The following is a 16,597-nucleotide window of genomic DNA, read 5'->3' on the forward strand; positions in this document are numbered from 1 at the left end:
TTGTTCACTCGGTGTCGTACCCATAAGACATGACCGCGATTCTGTCTCAGGACTCGCCTGCCCGGTTCGTCCCGGCCGACGCGAGCACCTGGCGGGATCCGTGGCCGATGTACCGGGCGCTGCGCGACCGCGACCCCGTGCACCACGTCGTCCCGCCGGACCGGCCCGACAGTGCCGAACCGGGTGACTACTACGTGCTGTCCCGGCACGCCGACATCTGGGCGGCGGCCCGTGATCATCAGACCTTCTCGTCCGCAAAGGGGCTGACCGTCAACTACGGCGAGCTCGAGCTGATCGGGCTGGCCGACAACCCGCCGATGGTCATGCAGGACCCGCCCGCGCACACCGAATTCCGCAAGCTGGTCGCGCGCGGGTTCACCCCGCGCCAGGTCGAGGCGGTCGAGCCCAAGGTCCGCGAGTACGTCGTCGCGCGGATCGAACGCCTCAAGGCCGACGGGGGCGGCGACATCGTCGCCGAGCTGTTCAAGCCGTTGCCGTCGATGGTGGTTGCGCACTATCTCGGTGTGCCGGAACAGGATCGGGGCAAGTTCGACGGCTGGACCGACGCCATCGTGGCCGCGAACACCAGCCAGGGCGGGATCGGCGGCGCACTGCACACGCTCGGCGACGCACTCGGCGAGATGATGGCCTACTTCACCGCGCTGATCGAGCGCAGGCGCGTCGAACCCGAGGACGACACGGTGTCGCATCTGGTCGCCGCGGGAGTCGGCGCCGACGGTGACATCACCGGGGTGCTGTCGATCCTGGCGTTCACCTTCACGATGGTCACCGGCGGCAACGACACCACCACCGGCATGCTCGGGGGGTCGGTGCAACTGCTGCACCAGCGCCCCGACCAGCGCGCGCTGCTGAGCGCGAATCCGGAGCTGATCCCCGACGCCGTCGACGAGTTCCTCCGGCTGACCTCACCGGTACAGATGTTGGGCCGCACCGTGACTCGTGACGTGACGATCGGCGACGTGACGATCCCGGCCGGGCGTCGCGCGATGTTCCTGTACGGGTCGGGAAACCGTGACGAGCGCCAGTACGGCGATGACGCAGGCGAGCTCGACGTCACGCGCAGGCCGCGCAACATCCTGACGTTCAGCCACGGTGCGCACCACTGCCTCGGCGCCGCCGCGGCGCGGATGCAGTCGCGGGTGACCCTGACCGAGCTGCTCACCCGCATCCCGGACTTCGAGGTCGACGAGTCCGGGATCACCTGGGCCGGTGGCAGTTACGTGCGCCGTCCGCTGTCGGTGCCGTTCACGGTGGTGCGCTGATGGCCGGTGACTGGCTGGCCGCCCGCCGCACCGAGGTGGCCGCGGACCGGATCCTGGACGCAGCGGGCGAGCTGTTCGCCGCGCAACCGGCCGCCACCGTCGGCATGCACGAGATCGCCTCGGCGGCAGGGTGTTCCCGCGCAACGCTGTACCGCTACTTCGAGAACCGCGAGGCTCTCCACACCGCCTACGTGCACCGGGAGGCCTACCGGCTGTACCGCGAGATGACCGACCACATCATGTCGTTCGCCGATCCGAGGGAGCGGCTGATCGAGGGCATGCTGGCGTCGCTGCGCAACGTGCGGCAGAGCCCGGCGCTGGCGTCGTGGTTCGCCACCGCCCAGCGCCCCATCGGCGGCGAGATGGCCGACCAGTCCGAGGTGATCAAGGCGCTCACCGAGGCTTTCGTGATCTCGCTGGGTCCCGACGAATCCCGGCTGGTCGCGCACCGGTCACGCTGGCTGGTGCGGGTGATGACGTCGCTGCTGGTGTTCCCGGGTCTGGACGAGGACGACGAACGCAGCATGCTGGAGGAGTTCGTCGTGCCGATCGTGCTGCCGCAGGAGGCCGGTCAGGCGACCCAGTAGGCCTGCGCCTTGATGGACTTGCGCGGGATCTTGAAGTCCTCCCGCAGCAGCTTGACCACCGCGCGGGTGGTGCGGTTGTCGCAGCCCACCCAGCCGAAGTGGTCGGGGGCGTCGAACGCCGCCGCCGCCACGGCCGACACCAGTGCCTCGCCGGCGTTCTTGCGGTCCACCCAGGTCACGCCGGTGCTGCGGTGCACCGGCAGTTGCTTGTCGTCGTCGTGGGCGGCTTCGAGGAAGATCTGCGCGGGCGCGTCACCGATCGCGTCGAGCAGTGAGTTGATGGCGGGCAGCGACGCGGTGTCGCCGACGATCAGGTAGCCGGCCAGGCCGAGGCTCGGGCAACGCGAAACTGCTGCCGAGCACGGTGACCTCGATCGTGTCGCCGGGCTGGGCCTGCTCGGCCCAGCGCGAGGCGACGCCGTCGTGCAGCGCGAACTCGATGTCGACGGTGTCGTGGGCCGGATCGGGGTTGACCAGGGTGTACCCGCGCTGGTGCAGTTTGTCCCCGTCGGAGAACCACATCCGGATCCACATCGTCGGGTGCAGTGCGCGGTCGGCCAGCAGGCCACCGGCGGCAAAGCTCAGCCTCAGGTAGTGGGGGCCGACCTGGGTGCGCCCGGTGACCGTGAGTTCGTAGTCGCCGGCCCGCAACAGCTTGAGCACCGCACCCGCGAACCCCCGCGATTTCCTGGTGTCCGTCATGGACTTTCCACCCTCCCAGCCTGTAGGTCAGGTAAGCGTAACCTAACTTGGACGCGGGATGGCGCGGATCAGTCCTTGACGCGGGTGAACCGGTGCAGCAGCCACGCCAGCGGGATCGTCACCGCCATCGTGCCGAAGAACAGCAGCCACACCGATCCGGTGTAGATCGGATAGCGCACGACCTCCACCATCACCAGCTCCATCAGCACGAGATGGATCAGGAAGATCTCGTAGGAGATCTCGCCGAGGAACACCATCGGCAGGCTCGCCAGCAGCCCCGCATACCAGCCGTCGCGCTCCTCGCCGCGCGGTCCCCGCAGCGCCAGCGGTGCCACCACCAGCGTCGCGATCACCGCGTAGAACACCGTCTTGGCCAGCGCCTCACGCAACTCCGCCGGCGAGGTGGTCGGTTCGCCGGCGATCGGCGTGGAGGCGATGAGATAGCAGGCCAGCGCCAGCGGCACACACGCCAGCGCGTAGGCCCGGACCCCCAGCGGCTGCAACGCGGCCAGCAGCATGCCGCCGACGAACCACGCCAGATAGCCGGGCAACCACAGCTTGGCGCCGTCGGGCAGGAACGTCGTGTCGTGCACCAGCCACATCCAGGCCGGGGACACCAGCGCCAGCGCCGCGAGGCCGGCGAGCAACAGGCCGGGCCGCCACTGCCGCCGGCACAGCACCACCAGCAGCAGGTAGGCCAGCAGCGGCAGCGCGACATAGAAGGCGACCTCGACAGCCAGGCTCCACATCTGGGTGAGGCCCTGATGCAGATACGAAAACAGGTAGTTGTCGGTGTAGATCTGGGTCAGGGTGAGATTGCGGAACAACCCCTCCCACGTGTGCCCGGGGTTCGGCCCGGCCGTGCGGAAGTGGTAGACGAGGTAGGCCGCGACCACTGTGACGACATAGGCGGGCATGATGCGGCGCACCCGGTGCCAGGCGTAGCGACTCACCGACGGCGCGGGCTTGCCCGCCGCGGCCGCCTTCACCCACGGGGCGAACAGCAGGAAGCCGGACAGCACGAAGAAGATCGGCACCCCGATCTCCATCCGCGAATACACCAGGCCGACGAACCCCTGCGGGTACTTGCCGGTGGTGTACGCAGCGTGGGTGAGCACCACCAGCAGCGCGGCGACTGCACGGATCCCGGTCAGGGACGCGACCCGGCCGGTGGTGACCGATTCCAGACCGCCCGCGTCGACGTCTTCCCTCACCGACCGGCGATCCGCCCTGTCGGGCAGGGTCACTGCGGCTTGTGCTTCCCCCGATGCGGTTTCGGCCCGCGATCGGGTTCCAGTTGGATCAGCTGACCCTGGATCCTGGTGTTCTCCAACGACTTCAGCGTCTTCGGCGGCAGCTTGGCCGGCAGCTCCACCAGCGAGTAATCGACCTTGATGGTGATGTGGCCGAAGTCGCTGCGGTGCAACCCGCCCTCATTGGCGATGGCGCCCACGATCGCGCCGGGCGCGACCTTGTGCCGCTTGCCGACGGCGATGCGATAGGTCGCGAGGTCGCTGCGGCGCTCGCGGGGCTTGCGCGCAGGTGCGTCGCCCCGGTCGGAACGCTCGCCCCGCTCGGGACGCTCGCGCCGCTTCTCCGGCGGCGGCTCCGTCATCAGGAACTCTTCGCCGTTGCGGCTCTGCAGTGCCAGCGCCGCGGCGATGTCGGCCATCGGGACGTCGTGGTCGCGCTCGTAGCCCTCGACCAGCGTGCGGAACAGCTCGATGCCGGGCTTGTCCAGCGCGTCGGTGATCGAGTCGCGGAACTTCGCGACCCGCTTCTCGTTGACGTCGTCGACCGACGGTAGTTCGGACTCCACCAGCTTCTGGCGCGTGACCCGCTCGATCGCGCCGAGCAGGTGGCGTTCGCGCGGCGTCACGAACAGCAGCGCGGTGCCCGACCGCCCCGCACGTCCGGTGCGCCCGATGCGGTGCACATAGGACTCCGGGTCGTGCGGGATGTCGAAGTTCACCACGTGCGAGATGCGCTCGACGTCGAGTCCGCGGGCCGCGACGTCGGTGGCGACCAGGATGTCGATGGTCCCGTCTTTGAGCTGCGAGATGGTGCGCTCGCGGACCGCCTGCGGGATGTCGCCGTTGATCGCCGCCGCGGCGAATCCCCGGGCGCGCAACTTCTCGGCGACCTCTTCGGTGGCCTGCTTGGTGCGGACGAACACGATCATCGCGTCGCCCTGCTCGGTTTCCAGCAGCCTGGTCAGCGCGTCCATTTTGCGCGGATAGGACACCTGGTAGTAGCGCTGTGTGATGTTCTCGGCGGTCTGGGTCTTGGACTTGACCGTGACCTCGACCGGGTCGTGCAGGTATTTGGCGGTGATCTTCTTGATCGCCGGCGGCATGGTCGCCGAGAACAACGCGACCTGCTTGTACTCGGGGGTGTCGGCCAGGATGCGCTCGACATCCTCGGCGAAGCCCATCTGCAGCATCTCGTCGGCCTCGTCGAGCACCAGGTAATCCAGGTGCGAGAGGTCCAGGCTGCCCTTCTCCAGATGGTCGATCACCCGGCCCGGCGTGCCGACCACGACCTGGGCGCCGCGCTTGAGTCCGGCCAGCTGCGGCACGTAGGACGAGCCGCCGTAGATCGGCAGCACGTTGACGCGGAGCTTGGCGCCGTAGCGGCCGAACGCCTCGGCGACCTGTAGGGCGAGCTCTCGGGTGGGCGCGAGCACCAGCGCCTGGGTGGTGCGGCTCTCGGTGTCGATCTTGGACAGGATCGGGATCGCGAACGCCGCGGTCTTGCCGGTCCCGGTCTGGGCCAGGCCGACGACGTCGGAGCCTGCCAGGATCGCCGGGATGGTCGCCGCCTGGATGGGCGAGGGCGTCTCGTAACCGACGTCGGCGACCGCCTGCAGCACCGCCGGGTGTATCTGCAGGTCGGCGAAGGTCAAATCTGCGGGTTCAGGTTCCGCGTTCGTGGGGGTCATCGTGGTGGAAGTCTAGTGCCACTCGGCGGCTCCTCCGACCTTCCGGGCACAGCGGGCCCGGTGTGCCTTCCCGAAGGGCGCCCGCGGTGACGGTACGGTGCGCAACTGTGAAATGGGCGGCGAGCATCGGCGCCGTGGTCGCAACGGTCACGCTGGCGGCCACGGGGTGCAGCCCGGGCGACTCGACGGTGTCCAAGACACCGGAGCCGAGCACGTCCGCAGCACCCGTCCCGGCCGCCCCGCCGCCGGCGCCGACCGGCCCGCCACCCGGGCCCGTCGAGGACCCGTGCGCCACGGACCTGGCCGCCCCGGAGATCGCCCGCGCAGTGTCCGAGCTGCCCCGCGATCCGCGCAGCAACCAGGCCTGGAATCCCGAGCCGCTGGCAGGCAACTACAACGAGTGCGCGCAGCTGTCGGCGGTGATCGTCAAGGCCAACACCAACTCGGAGAACCCGAACACCCGCGCGGTGCTGTTCCATCAGGGCAAGTTCATCCCGACCGGGGTGCCCGACACGTACGGCTTCAACGGACTGGACACCACCCAGAGCACCGGCGACACCGTCGCGCTGAAGTACTCCAGCGGCATGCCCGGGCTGGACAGCGTCGTGAAGTTCCGCTGGAACGGCAGCGGCGTCGAGCTGATCGGCAACACGCCCCGCTGAGCCGGCCGCCGACTTTGGCCGGAATAGCGTTCCTGGCTGCGCTCGAGCCCCGATCCGCAACCCGGAACGCTATTCCGCGGCGGGTGCGGTGTCGGTGCGCTCGCTTACAGTGGCTGCGTGTTCGTCGCCACCGACGCTGACGAGGTCCGGGTCGTCTACAGCGCCTCCGACCTTGCTGCCGCGGCGCGCTGCGAATACGCGCTGCTGCGCTCGTTCGACGCGCGGCTGGGCTGGGGCCCGGAAGTGTCCGGCGACGACGAATTGCTGGCCCGCACCGCGACTCTCGGCGACGACCACGAACGACGCCACCTCGACGAGCTCCGGCTCGACGCCGACGTCGCGATCATCGGCAGGCCGAAGTACACCGTGGCGGGGCTGGCCGCGGCGGCCGAGCAGACGCTGCAGGCGATCGCCCGCCGGGCGCCGGTGATCTACCAGGCCGCCATGTTCGACGGCCGGTTCGTCGGGTTCGCCGACTTCCTGATCCTGGAGGACCCTGGCGACTCCGACGACTCCGACGACGACGCAACCGGTCCGCGCTACCGGCTGCGCGACACCAAGCTGGCCCGCTCGGTCAAGGTCGAGGCGCTGCTGCAGATGGCGGCCTACGCCGAGACGCTGACCGAAGCGGGCGTGCCCGTCGCCCCCGAGGTCGATCTGGTGCTCGGCGACGGCACCTCGGCCAGCTACCCGCTCGAGGAGCTGCTACCGGTCTACCGTCCGCGGCGGGCCGCGCTGCAGCGGCTGCTCGACGAGCACCTGGCCGGCGGCCGGCCGGTCGCCTGGGAGGACGAGCGGGTACGCGCGTGCTTCCGGTGCTCCGAATGCGCGCCGCAGGTCCGTGCGCACGACGACCTGCTGCTCGTGGCCGGAATGCGGGTCAGCCAGCGGGCCCGCCTGCTCGACGCGGGCATCGCCACCGTGCCGGAACTGGCCGCACACCGCGGCCCGGTGCCGGAACTGTCGACCCGCACGGTCACGGCGCTGACAGCTCAGGCCCGCCTGCAGCTCGCCGACCGGGAGGACGGCAAGCCGCCCTACGAACTGATCGACGCGCAGCCGCTGATGGTGCTGCCCGACGCCGACCGCGGCGACCTGTTCTTCGACTTCGAAGGCGATCCGCTGTGGACCAGGGACGGCCACTCGTGGGGGCTGGAGTACCTGTGGGGGGTGCTGGCGCTGGCCCCCTCGCCGGCCGCCGACGAGGACTTCCACGCGTTCTGGGCCCACGACCGCGCCGAGGAACGCCAGGCCCTCAAGGACTTCCTGACGATGGTGCGCAAGCGCCGGCGCCGCTATCCCGGCATGCACGTCTACCACTACGCCGCCTACGAGAAGAGCACGCTGCTGCGGCTGGCCGGCCGCTACGGCGAAGGCGAACGCGAGGTCGACGAGCTGCTGCGCGACGGCGTGCTCGTCGACCTGTATCCGATCGTGCGCAAGAGCATCCGGGTGGGCACCGAGAACTACAGCATCAAATCGCTGGAGCCGCTCTACATGGGCAACGAGTTGCGCAGCGGCGAGGTCACCACCGCCACCGCGTCGATCACCGAGTACGCCCGCTACTGCGAACTGCGCGACGCCGGCCGCGCCGACGAGGCCGCGGGCGTGCTGAAGGAGATCGAGGAGTACAACCGCTACGACTGCCGCTCGACGCGGCGGCTGCGGGACTGGTTGATGGCCCGCGCCATCGATTCCGGCGTGCCGCCGCGCGGGCCGGTGCCGCGCGCGGCCACCGCCGACCCCCGCGAGGTCACGGCCGACCCGCCCGATCAGGTCGAACGCGCGCTGCTCAAGTTCGCCGGCGACGGCATCGAGGCGCGCACCGCCGAACAGACCGCGGTCGCGCTGCTGGCCGCCGCCAAGGGTTTCCACAAGCGCGAGGACAAGCCGTTCTGGTGGGCGCACTTCGACCGGATCAACAACCCGGTCGACGAATGGGCCGACGACGGCGGGGTGTTCATCGCCGAACGCCACGAGATCGACACCGACTGGCACACCCCGCCCAGGGCGCGCAAACCCCAGCGCCGCGTCCGGCTGTTCGGCGAGATCGCCACCGGCGAGGTCACCCGCGACATGTACGCGCTCTACGACCCGCCCTCCCCTCCCGGGCTGGCCGACGATCCGGACCAGCGCGGGTTCGGGTCGGTGACGGTCGTCGAGTGCGACGACCCCGAAGCGCCCACCGAGGTCGTCATCGTGGAACGCCAGCCCAAGGGCGGCGACGTGTTCACCCAGGTGCCGTTCGCGCTGACCCCCGGCTCCCCCATCCCGACCCGGCAACTGCAGGACGCGATCGCCGAGACCGCACAACTGGTGGCCGCCGGGCTGCCCGCACTGCCGCCTGATGCGCTCACCGACATCCTGCTGCGCCGCCCGCCCCGGACCCGCCGCGGTTCGGCGCTGCCGCGCACCGGCGACGTCGTCGCCGACATCACCGCCGCGCTGCTGGATCTGGACTCGTCCTACCTTGCCGTGCACGGCCCGCCGGGCACCGGCAAGACCCACACGTCGGCGAAGGTGATCGCGACCTTGGTCGGCGAGCACGGATGGCGGGTCGGGGTGGTGGCGCAGTCGCACGCGGTGGTGGAGAACCTGTTCGGCGACGTGATGAAGGCCGGGGTGGACGGCGCCCGGGTCGGTAAGAAGCTGAACACCGTCAGCACCGGGTGGACCGCGCTGGACCGCGACGACTACGCAGAGTTCCTGTGCCAGGACGGCTGCGTGGTCGGCGGCACCGCGTGGGATTTCGCCAACGGCAACAAGATCGCGCGCGACAGCCTCGACCTGCTGGTCATCGAGGAGGCCGGGCAGTTCAGCCTGGCCAACACCGTCGCGGTGGCGCAGTCCGCCCGTAACCTGCTGCTGCTGGGGGATCCGCAGCAGCTCCCCCAGGTCAGCCAGGGCACCCACCCCGAACCCGTCGACGGGTCCGCGCTGGGCTGGCTGGTCGACGGCCATCACACGCTGCCGCCCGAACGCGGCTACTTCCTGGACCGCTCCTACCGCATGCATCCCGACGTGTGCCGGGCCGTGTCCCTGCTGTCCTACGACGGACGGCTGCGCTCGGCCGAGAGCGTCACCGCCGCGCGCCGCCTGGCAGGCGTGACGCCGGGAGTGCGCACCCTGGCCGTCGACCACCTCGGCAACGCGACGGAGAGCCCCGAGGAGGCCGACGCGATCATCGCCGAGGTCACCGCACTGCTCGGCGCCGAGTGGTCCGACGAGCACGGCACCCGGCCGCTGGCCCAGAGCGACGTGCTGGTGGTGACCCCGTACAACGCGCAGGTGGTGCTGGTCCGCCGCGGCCTCGACGCGGCGGGGCTGACCGAGGTGCGGGCCGGCACGGTCGACAAGTTCCAGGGCCAGCAGGCGCCGGTGGTGTTCATGTCGATGACGGCGTCCTCGATCGACGACGTCCCCCGCGGAATCTCGTTCCTGCTCAACAGGAATCGCCTCAACGTCGCGGTGAGCCGGGCCAAGTACCTGGCTGTGATCGTGCGCTCGCGCCACCTCACCGACTATCTGCCGGGCACCCCGGAACGGCTCAGGGAGCTCGGCGCGTTCCTGTCCCTCTCGGTCTGTGATACACCGACGGAGTGACCGAAGCGTTGACCGACCGGCTCGCGGCCATCGTCGGTGCCAACCAGGTGACCGCCGATCCCGACGTGCTCGAAGGCCGCAGCATCGACCACACCGGCCGGTACCGGGGTCACGCCACGCTGCTGGTGCGTCCCGGCTCCACCGACGAGGTGGCCGCGGTGCTGCGGGCGTGCCGCGACGCCGGGGTGAACGTGACCGTGCAGGGCGGGCGCACCTCGCTGGTCGCCGGCACCGTGCCCGAGCACGACGACGTGCTGCTGTCGACCGAGCGGCTTCGCGACATCGGCGACGTCGACGTGGTGGAGCGCCGGATCCGGGTCGGCGCCGGGGCGACGCTGGCCGAGGTGCAGAAAGCCGCCGCCGCGGCGGGCCTGGTGTTCGGCGTCGACCTCGCCGCCCGCGACTCGGCCACCGTCGGCGGGATGGCCTCGACCAACGCCGGCGGGCTGCGCACGGTCAGCTACGGCAACATGGGCGAGCAGGTCATCGGACTCGACGTGGTCCTGCCCGACGGCACCGTGGTGCACCGGCACAGCCAGGTGCGCAGCGACAACACCGGATACGACCTCGCCGCACTGTTCGTCGGCGCCGAGGGCACCCTCGGGGTCATCACCGCACTGGATCTGCGGCTGCACCCGTCACCCCGCCGGCGGGTGACCGCGATCTGCGGCTTCGACGACCTGGACGCGCTCGTCGCGACGGGCCGGGTGTTCCGCGACATGGAGGGCATCGCGGCGCTGGAGCTGATCGACGCGCGGGCCGGCGCGCTGACCGCCGAGCACGCCGGTGTCGCCGCGCCGGTCCAGGGGGCCTGGCAGCTGCTGGTCGAACTGGCCGGGGAAACCGACCTCACCGACCGGCTGGCCGGCGCGCTGGCCGACGCCGACCTGGCCGACGAACCCGCCGTCGGCGTGGACACCGCCGCCCAGCAGCGGCTCTGGCAGGTTCGCGAAGCTGTCGCCGAGGTGCTCGGCGTCTACGGCCCGCCACTCAAGTTCGATGTGTCCCTGCCCCTCTCGGCGATCCGCGGGTTCGCCGACGCCGCCGCGGCGCTGATCGCCGAGCACGCACCGGAGGCCATCCCGGTGCTGTTCGGCCACATCGGCGAGGGCAATCTGCACCTCAACATCGTGCGCTGCGACCTCGCCGGAGACCGGGAGCGCGCGCTGTACTCGGCGATGATGACGCTGATCGCGCAGCACGGCGGCAACGTCAGCTCCGAACACGGCGTCGGCACGCGAAAACGTGACTACCTGTCGATGGCCCGCACCGAGGCCGACATCGCGGCGATGCAGGCGGTCAAGGCGGCGTTCGACCCGACCGGCTATCTGAACCGCGCGGTGTTGTTCTCCTGACCGAAGTGGGTACCTGCCCGAGGATGACCGAGATCGAGGTCGATTACCTCGTGGTGGGGGCGGGCGCCATGGGGATGGCCTTCGTCGACACGCTGCTGGCCGAAACCGATGCCACCGTCGCGCTCGTCGACGAGAACCATCAGCCCGGCGGACACTGGAACTCGGTGTACCCGTTCGTCCGGCTCCACCAACCGTCGGCCTACTACGGCGTGAACTCCTTGCCGCTGGGCAACGAGGGGTCGATCGACCGCAGTGGCCCCAACGAGGGCTACTTCGAACTGGCCACCGGGCACGAGGTGTGCGCGTACTACGACCAGGTGATGCGTAACCACCTGCTGCCGACCGGCCGTCTGACCTACTTCCCGATGTCCCGGTACCTGGGCGACAACACCTTTCGGACCCTGGACGGGCGGGAGCACCGGGTCAGCGTGCGACGCCGGACCGTCGATGCCACCTACCTGCTCACCGTCGTGCAGTCGATGCGCTCGGCGCCGTTCACCGCGGCCGACGGGATCGAGGTGATCGCCCCCAACGACCTGCCGCGGCGCGCACCCGGCCACGGGCATTTCACGGTCGTGGGCGGCGGCAAGACCGGGATGGACTGCTGTCTGTGGTTGTTGTGCAACGGCGTCGCGGCCGACGCCGTGCGCTGGGTGCGGCCGCGCGAGTCGTGGCTGCTCAACCGGGCCAACATCCAGCCGGGCCCCCAGTTCGTCGCCGAGCTGCGCGGCTCGGTCGCCACCCGGATGCGGGTGATCGCCGAGTCCGCCACGCTCGACGACCTTTTCGCCGGACTCGAGGACGCAGGCATCCTGCTGCGCCTCGACCCGGCGACGCGACCGACGATGTACCACTGCGCGATCGTGTCGCAGCGCGAACTGGACCAGCTGCGCGGTGTCTGGGACGTGGTGCGACACGGCCACCTCGAGCACGTCGAACCCGACCGCCTGCGGCTGCGGGAGGCCACCATCCCGGCCCCGGCGTCGCTGTACGTCGACTGCACCACCCAAGGGCTGCCGCGCCCGCCGTCGGTGCCGGTCTTCGACGGCGACCACATCACGCTGCAGAGCGTGCGCAGCTGCCAGCAGGTGTTCAGCGCGGCGTTCATCGCCCATGTCGAGGCCGGTTACCCCGACGACACCGTGCGCAACGAGTTGTGCGCGCCGGTCCCGCACCCCGATGCGCCGATCGACTGGCTCCGGCACACGCTGGCCGACAACCTCGCCCAACTGCGCTGGCTGCGGGATCCGGAGCTGATGGACTGGATGAAGTCCGCGCGGCTCAACGCAGCACGCGACCTGTTCCCGGTGTTCCCGCCGGGCAAGGAACGGGTGCGTGACAAGGCGCTGGGCGCGCTGGCCGTGGCGCTGCGCAAGACCAACGAGCAGCTGGCCGAACTGATGAGCGCCTAGTCGCGGGAGTGCGTGCCGACGTCGGACTGCGGGTCCCCGTTCTGGCGCCGACCATGAGATCCGTTGCGGCCATTGCCGTTCGAGGACTCAGGCGGGTTCGCCTCGGTCAGCAGTTTCTCCAGGATGGTGCGCCATTCCCGGTCCGGGTCCGGCGCGGCGACCGGCTCGGCGACCGAATGCAGCACGTCGGTGTCGGCCAGCGCAGTGCCGGACAGCGCGTCGTCCGGATTCGGGTCGCGGCTCACCTCGAACTCCACGTACTCGTCTTCGCCGTCGGCCCAGTACAACTCGTGCTCGGGGTCGTACACCGGCTCAGGTTCGGCGTCCTGCTGCGGCGCCGGCGGCGGCGGCGAGCGCACCAGGTCGAACAGGAACAGCGCCGCGATCACCCCGAACAGTGCGACGAACGCCGGCAGCAGCATGGACTGCGACATCGCCGCGGCGAACGGCGCGTGCAGGAAGGGCGGCAGCTCGGCGACCTGACCCTCGGGCCGGGCAGCACCGCCCGGCGCGTCGGGGACCTTGGCCGACAGTTCGGAGGCCATCAACGCCGCCATGCCCGCGCTGCCCAGCACCGAACCGACCTGGCGGGTGGTGTTGTAGACGCCCGAACCCGCACCGGCCAACTGCTGCGGCAGGTTCCTGGTCGCGGTGGCCGCCAGCGGCGACCAGATGAACGCCATCGCCACGCCCATCGCCGTCAGCGGCAGGACCAGCCGCCAGATCGGGGTCACCGGGGTCATCTCGATGGACAACCAGGTCAGCCCGATCGCCATCAGTGAGAACCCGAAGCCCACCACCGGGCGGGGGTGCGAGCGGTCCACTATGCGGCCGACCAGCGGCGCCAGCGCGCCCGTCGCGACCGCCATCGGCGCGGTCAGCAGCGCCGACTGCGTCGGGGTCAGGCCGCACACCGCCTGGGCGTAGAACATCAGCGGCAGGATCATCCCGGTGGCGACGAACCCGATGGTCGCCACCCCCAGGTTGGACATCGAGAAGTTGCGGTCTTTGAACATGGCTAGCGGGATCAGTGGTTCGCCGGGGTTGATCGACTGCCAGTAGACGAACGCGGCCATGATCGCGATCCCGGCCGCGATCAGCGCCCAGATCCAGCCCGTCCAGTCATGGGCCTGCCCCTCCTGCAGCGCGAACACGATCAGGAACATGCCGACCCCGGAGAGCACCACGCCGGGAACGTCGAAACGCTGCCGGTGCTGGGCAGGCAGCGTCGGCACCAACCAGACCGCCAGCGCCAGACCGACGACGCCGACCGGCACGTTGACGATGAAGATCCACTGCCATCCGAGCGTGTCCACCAGCACCCCGCCGGCCAGCGGCCCGGCCAGCGTCGCCACCCCGGCGGTGGCACCCCACACGCTCATCGCCACCCCGCGGTGCTGGGCGGGGAACGTCCGGGTGATCACGGTCAGCGTCTGCGGGGTGAGCAGCGCCGCCCCCACCCCCTGCAGCACGCGGGCCGCGACCAGCGTGCTGATGCTGTCGGAAAGTCCGCACCACAACGAGGCGACGGTGAACACCGACAGCCCGATCAGGTACATGGTCTTGGGTCCGTAGCGGTCGCCGAGCCGGCCACCAGCAGCGGCACGGCGTAGGCCAGCAGGTACGCGCTGGTCACCCAGATCACCGCGTCGTAGTCGACGTGCAGCTGCGCCATGATCGCCGGGTTGGCGACCGGCACGATCGTCGCGTCGACCAGGATCATGAAGAACCCGACCAGCAGCGCCCACAGCGCGTGCCAGGGGTTGGCACCCCTGGCATGCGGCGTCACGGATTCGAACATGGTGCAGTCAGCCAGATTTCACTCGGGGAGGATCGTCCGGCCCGACGCTACGGTCCGGCGGAGGTCCCGACAAGTCAGCCGGGAGCACCTCCGAAGATCAGGCAGCTTCGGCGATCAGCGCGTCGGGCGCGGCGACCACAGGGCGGCGGTGCGCCCCGGTCAGCAGCAGCGCGATCAGCGCGGCGGTCACGCCGGCGGCCATCACGATCGCCATCGCGAACTCGTCGTTGCCGAGCGCACCGACGACCGGCGCGATCAGCGCGCCCATTCCGAACTGCACGGCGCCCAGCAGTGCCGCCGCGGTGCCCGCGGCGTCGGGGTGCCGGGTCAGCGCCACCGCGGGCGCGTTCGGGATGACCAGGCCCATGGCCGCCAGGATGGCCCAGACCGGGATCACGAACCCGTAGAGGCCGCCGACACCTGTGGCCGCCAGCGCGACGAACGCCACGCCCGCCACCGAGGCCGCGCCCAGCGCCCACACCATGATCTGCTGCGGGGCGAACCGCTTCAGCAGCACGACGTTGCACTGGGTGGTGCCGATCAGCGCGATCGCGCCGGCACCGAACACCACCGCGAACGCGGTCTGGCCGAGACCGAACTCGCCCTGCAGCACGAACGACGCGCCGGCGATGTAGGCGAACAGCCCCGACATCCCCAGCGCACCGACCAGCACGAGGATCACGAAACGCCCGTCGCGCAACAGCTCGAGGTAAGTACTCGCGATGCCCCGCGCCTTCAGCGGCCTGCGGTGGTCCACGGGAAGGGTCTCGGGCAGCGCCAGCACGGCCATCAGCAGCAGCGCCGCGCCGATCACCGCCAGTGCGGCGAACACCCAGTGCCACGATCCGTGCAGCAGCACCGCGGCGCCCAGCGACGGCGCCAGTACCGGGGCGACGCCCAGCACCAGCATCAGCCGGGACATCACCGTCGCCGCCGCGTTGTCCTTGTACAGATCGCCGACGACCGCGATCGCGACCACCATTCCCGCCGCGGCGCCCATGCCCTGCAGGCCGCGGGCGATGCCGAGCGCGGTGATGTTCGGCGCGAACAGGCACATCAGCGACGCCACCAAGTGCAGCGTGATGCCGGCGAACAGCGGCCTGCGACGGCCCAGCGAGTCCGACAGCGGACCGATCACCAACTGCCCGATCGCCAGGCCGGCCAGCGTGCCGGTCAGGGTCAGCTGAGCGATCGACGAGGACACCCCCAGTTCCTCACCGATCCTGGGCAGGGCCGGCAGATACATGTCGATGGTCAGCGGGCCCAGCGCCACCAGCAGGCCGAGCACAAAGATCATCCGGGTGCGGCTCGGCGGAGCCACGGGCCCAGGGTGCGTTCCATCCACGACAGGGGATATTGCCATGCAAATGGTTAGCGACACTTCCCAGTGATTTCTTCCCCGGATCGCCAACCGTGACCGCGATCACGTCGGGCACGTGGCGGGCGCGGTCGTTCGTTGTACTCGGGTTAGCCTGAGATCAGGTTCACAGGGAGGAAGCACCCATGAGTGCCAGGTCACGAGCCAAGAGTCAGCCGCCCGCGGTCGTCGACGAGGATCCGAGCGTCGCTGCCAAGGTGCTCTCCCAGATCATCGAACGCGGCGCCCGCGTGCAGGCCCCCGCCGTGCGGGCCTACGTGGAGCGGGCCCGGGAGAGCAACCCGGGCGCCACCCCGGCCCAGATCATCGGCAGGCTGGACAAGCAGTACATGGCGACGGTGATGGCCAGCGGCGCGGCGGTGGGCTCGGCCGCCGCATTCCCCGGCATCGGCACGCTGGTCGCGATGTCGGCCGTGGCCGGCGAGACCGTGGTGTTCCTGGAGGCGACGACGCTCTACGTGCTCGCCGTCGCCGAGGTGCACGGCATCCCGGCCGAACAGCGCGAACGGCGGCGCGCCCTGGTGCTGTCGGTGCTCGTCGGCGAGGACGGCAAGCGCGCGGTGGCCGATCTCATCGGTCCCGGCCGCACCAGCGGCGCGTGGGTGGCCGACGGTGCCGCGACGCTGCCGCTGCCGGCGCTGTCGCAGCTGAACTCGCGACTGCTGCGGTACTTCGTCAAGCGCTACACGCTCAAGCGGGGCGCGCTGGCGTTCGGCAAGATGCTGCCGGTCGGGATCGGCGCGGTGGTCGGTGGCGTCGGCAACCGACTGATGGGCAAGAAGATCGTCGCCAACGCGCACAAGGCCTTCGGCGCGCCGCCGGAGCGCTGGCCCTCGCCGCTGCATCTGCTGCCCGCGCCGCGCTCCTAGCAGC

At 70.4% G+C, this 16,597-nt stretch carries 10 protein-coding genes and 2 pseudogenes; 7 read left to right on the top strand and 5 right to left on the bottom strand.

What is annotated here, in order from left to right; translation table 11 throughout:
• The first annotated feature begins 29 nt into the window (after window positions 1–29).
• Window positions 30–1,283 (top strand): cytochrome P450, encoded by a 1,254-nt coding sequence (locus tag C6A87_RS20435; RefSeq protein ID WP_311113928.1) that lies wholly within the window; start codon window positions 30–32, stop codon window positions 1,281–1,283.
• Window positions 1,283–1,870: a TetR/AcrR family transcriptional regulator gene (locus tag C6A87_RS20440; RefSeq protein ID WP_311113929.1), complete on the top strand. Its 588-nt coding sequence runs from the start codon at window positions 1,283–1,285 to the stop codon at window positions 1,868–1,870. The genes C6A87_RS20435 and C6A87_RS20440 overlap by 1 nt, the downstream gene beginning before the upstream one ends.
• On the opposite strand, the pseudogene C6A87_RS20445 reads toward C6A87_RS20440, so the two are convergent.
• The 3 genes and pseudogenes from C6A87_RS20445 to C6A87_RS20455 all read right to left on the bottom strand — a co-directional run bounded on the left by C6A87_RS20445 (window position 1,855) and on the right by C6A87_RS20455 (window position 5,513).
• Window positions 1,855–2,572: pseudogene (locus tag C6A87_RS20445) on the bottom strand (siderophore-interacting protein). The gene C6A87_RS20440 and the pseudogene C6A87_RS20445 overlap by 16 nt on opposite strands.
• Window positions 2,573–2,640: 68 nt before the next feature.
• Window positions 2,641–3,819 carry an acyltransferase family protein gene (locus C6A87_RS20450; RefSeq protein ID WP_396836910.1) on the bottom strand — a complete coding sequence of 393 codons (1,179 nt, stop codon included), beginning with the start codon at window positions 3,817–3,819 and terminating at the stop codon, window positions 2,641–2,643.
• Window positions 3,816–5,513 carry a DEAD/DEAH box helicase gene (locus tag C6A87_RS20455; protein WP_311113931.1) on the bottom strand — a complete coding sequence of 566 codons (1,698 nt, stop codon included), beginning with the start codon at window positions 5,511–5,513 and terminating at the stop codon, window positions 3,816–3,818. Before C6A87_RS20455 ends, C6A87_RS20450 begins: the two co-directional genes overlap by 4 nt.
• Window positions 5,514–5,620: 107 nt before the next feature.
• On the opposite strand from C6A87_RS20455, the gene C6A87_RS20460 reads away from it, so the two are divergent.
• From C6A87_RS20460 to C6A87_RS20475, 4 genes are all read left to right on the top strand, one after another.
• Complete coding sequence (locus tag C6A87_RS20460) at window positions 5,621–6,175, top strand: LppP/LprE family lipoprotein (protein ID WP_311113932.1); 555 nt, start codon at window positions 5,621–5,623, stop codon at window positions 6,173–6,175.
• A gap of 117 nt (window positions 6,176–6,292) precedes the next feature.
• On the top strand, window positions 6,293–9,778 hold the full coding sequence (locus tag C6A87_RS20465) for a TM0106 family RecB-like putative nuclease (RefSeq protein WP_311113933.1): 3,486 nt from the start codon (window positions 6,293–6,295) through the stop codon (window positions 9,776–9,778).
• Between the two features lie 8 nt (window positions 9,779–9,786).
• Window positions 9,787–11,133, top strand: a complete 1,347-nt coding sequence (locus C6A87_RS20470; protein WP_396837110.1) for an FAD-binding oxidoreductase — start codon at window positions 9,787–9,789, stop codon at window positions 11,131–11,133.
• A 23-nt stretch (window positions 11,134–11,156) separates the two neighbouring features.
• Complete coding sequence (locus C6A87_RS20475; RefSeq protein ID WP_311113935.1) at window positions 11,157–12,545, top strand: NAD(P)-binding protein; 1,389 nt, start codon at window positions 11,157–11,159, stop codon at window positions 12,543–12,545.
• Here the strand turns inward: C6A87_RS20475 and C6A87_RS20480 are convergent.
• A pseudogene (locus C6A87_RS20480) lies at window positions 12,542–14,346 on the bottom strand (MFS transporter). The gene C6A87_RS20475 and the pseudogene C6A87_RS20480 sit on opposite strands and share 4 nt — an antisense overlap.
• Before the next feature lie 97 nt (window positions 14,347–14,443).
• On the bottom strand, window positions 14,444–15,709 hold the full coding sequence (locus C6A87_RS20485) for a multidrug effflux MFS transporter (protein ID WP_311113936.1): 1,266 nt from the start codon (window positions 15,707–15,709) through the stop codon (window positions 14,444–14,446).
• A 140-nt stretch (window positions 15,710–15,849) separates the two neighbouring features.
• On the opposite strand from C6A87_RS20485, the gene C6A87_RS20490 reads away from it, so the two are divergent.
• Window positions 15,850–16,593, top strand: a complete 744-nt coding sequence (locus C6A87_RS20490; protein WP_311113937.1) for a hypothetical protein — start codon at window positions 15,850–15,852, stop codon at window positions 16,591–16,593.
• Window positions 16,594–16,597: the final 4 nt, after the last annotated feature.

Source organism: Mycobacterium sp. ITM-2016-00317, assembly GCF_002968295.1.
Lineage (GTDB): Bacteria > Actinomycetota > Actinomycetes > Mycobacteriales > Mycobacteriaceae > Mycobacterium.

Bases quoted from the DNA above. Each gene is read 5' to 3' on its own strand.
- C6A87_RS20475 (WP_311113935.1), top strand. From the start codon at position 11,157: ATGACCGAGATCGAGGTCGATTACCTCGTGGTGGGGGCGGGCGCCATG.
- C6A87_RS20485 (WP_311113936.1), bottom strand. From the start codon at position 15,709: ATGGCAATATCCCCTGTCGTGGATGGAACGCACCCTGGGCCCGTGGCT.
- C6A87_RS20490 (WP_311113937.1), top strand. From the start codon at position 15,850: ATGAGTGCCAGGTCACGAGCCAAGAGTCAGCCGCCCGCGGTCGTCGAC.
- C6A87_RS20455 (WP_311113931.1), bottom strand. From the start codon at position 5,513: ATGACCCCCACGAACGCGGAACCTGAACCCGCAGATTTGACCTTCGCC.
- C6A87_RS20435 (WP_311113928.1), top strand. From the start codon at position 30: ATGACCGCGATTCTGTCTCAGGACTCGCCTGCCCGGTTCGTCCCGGCC.
- C6A87_RS20440 (WP_311113929.1), top strand. From the start codon at position 1,283: ATGGCCGGTGACTGGCTGGCCGCCCGCCGCACCGAGGTGGCCGCGGAC.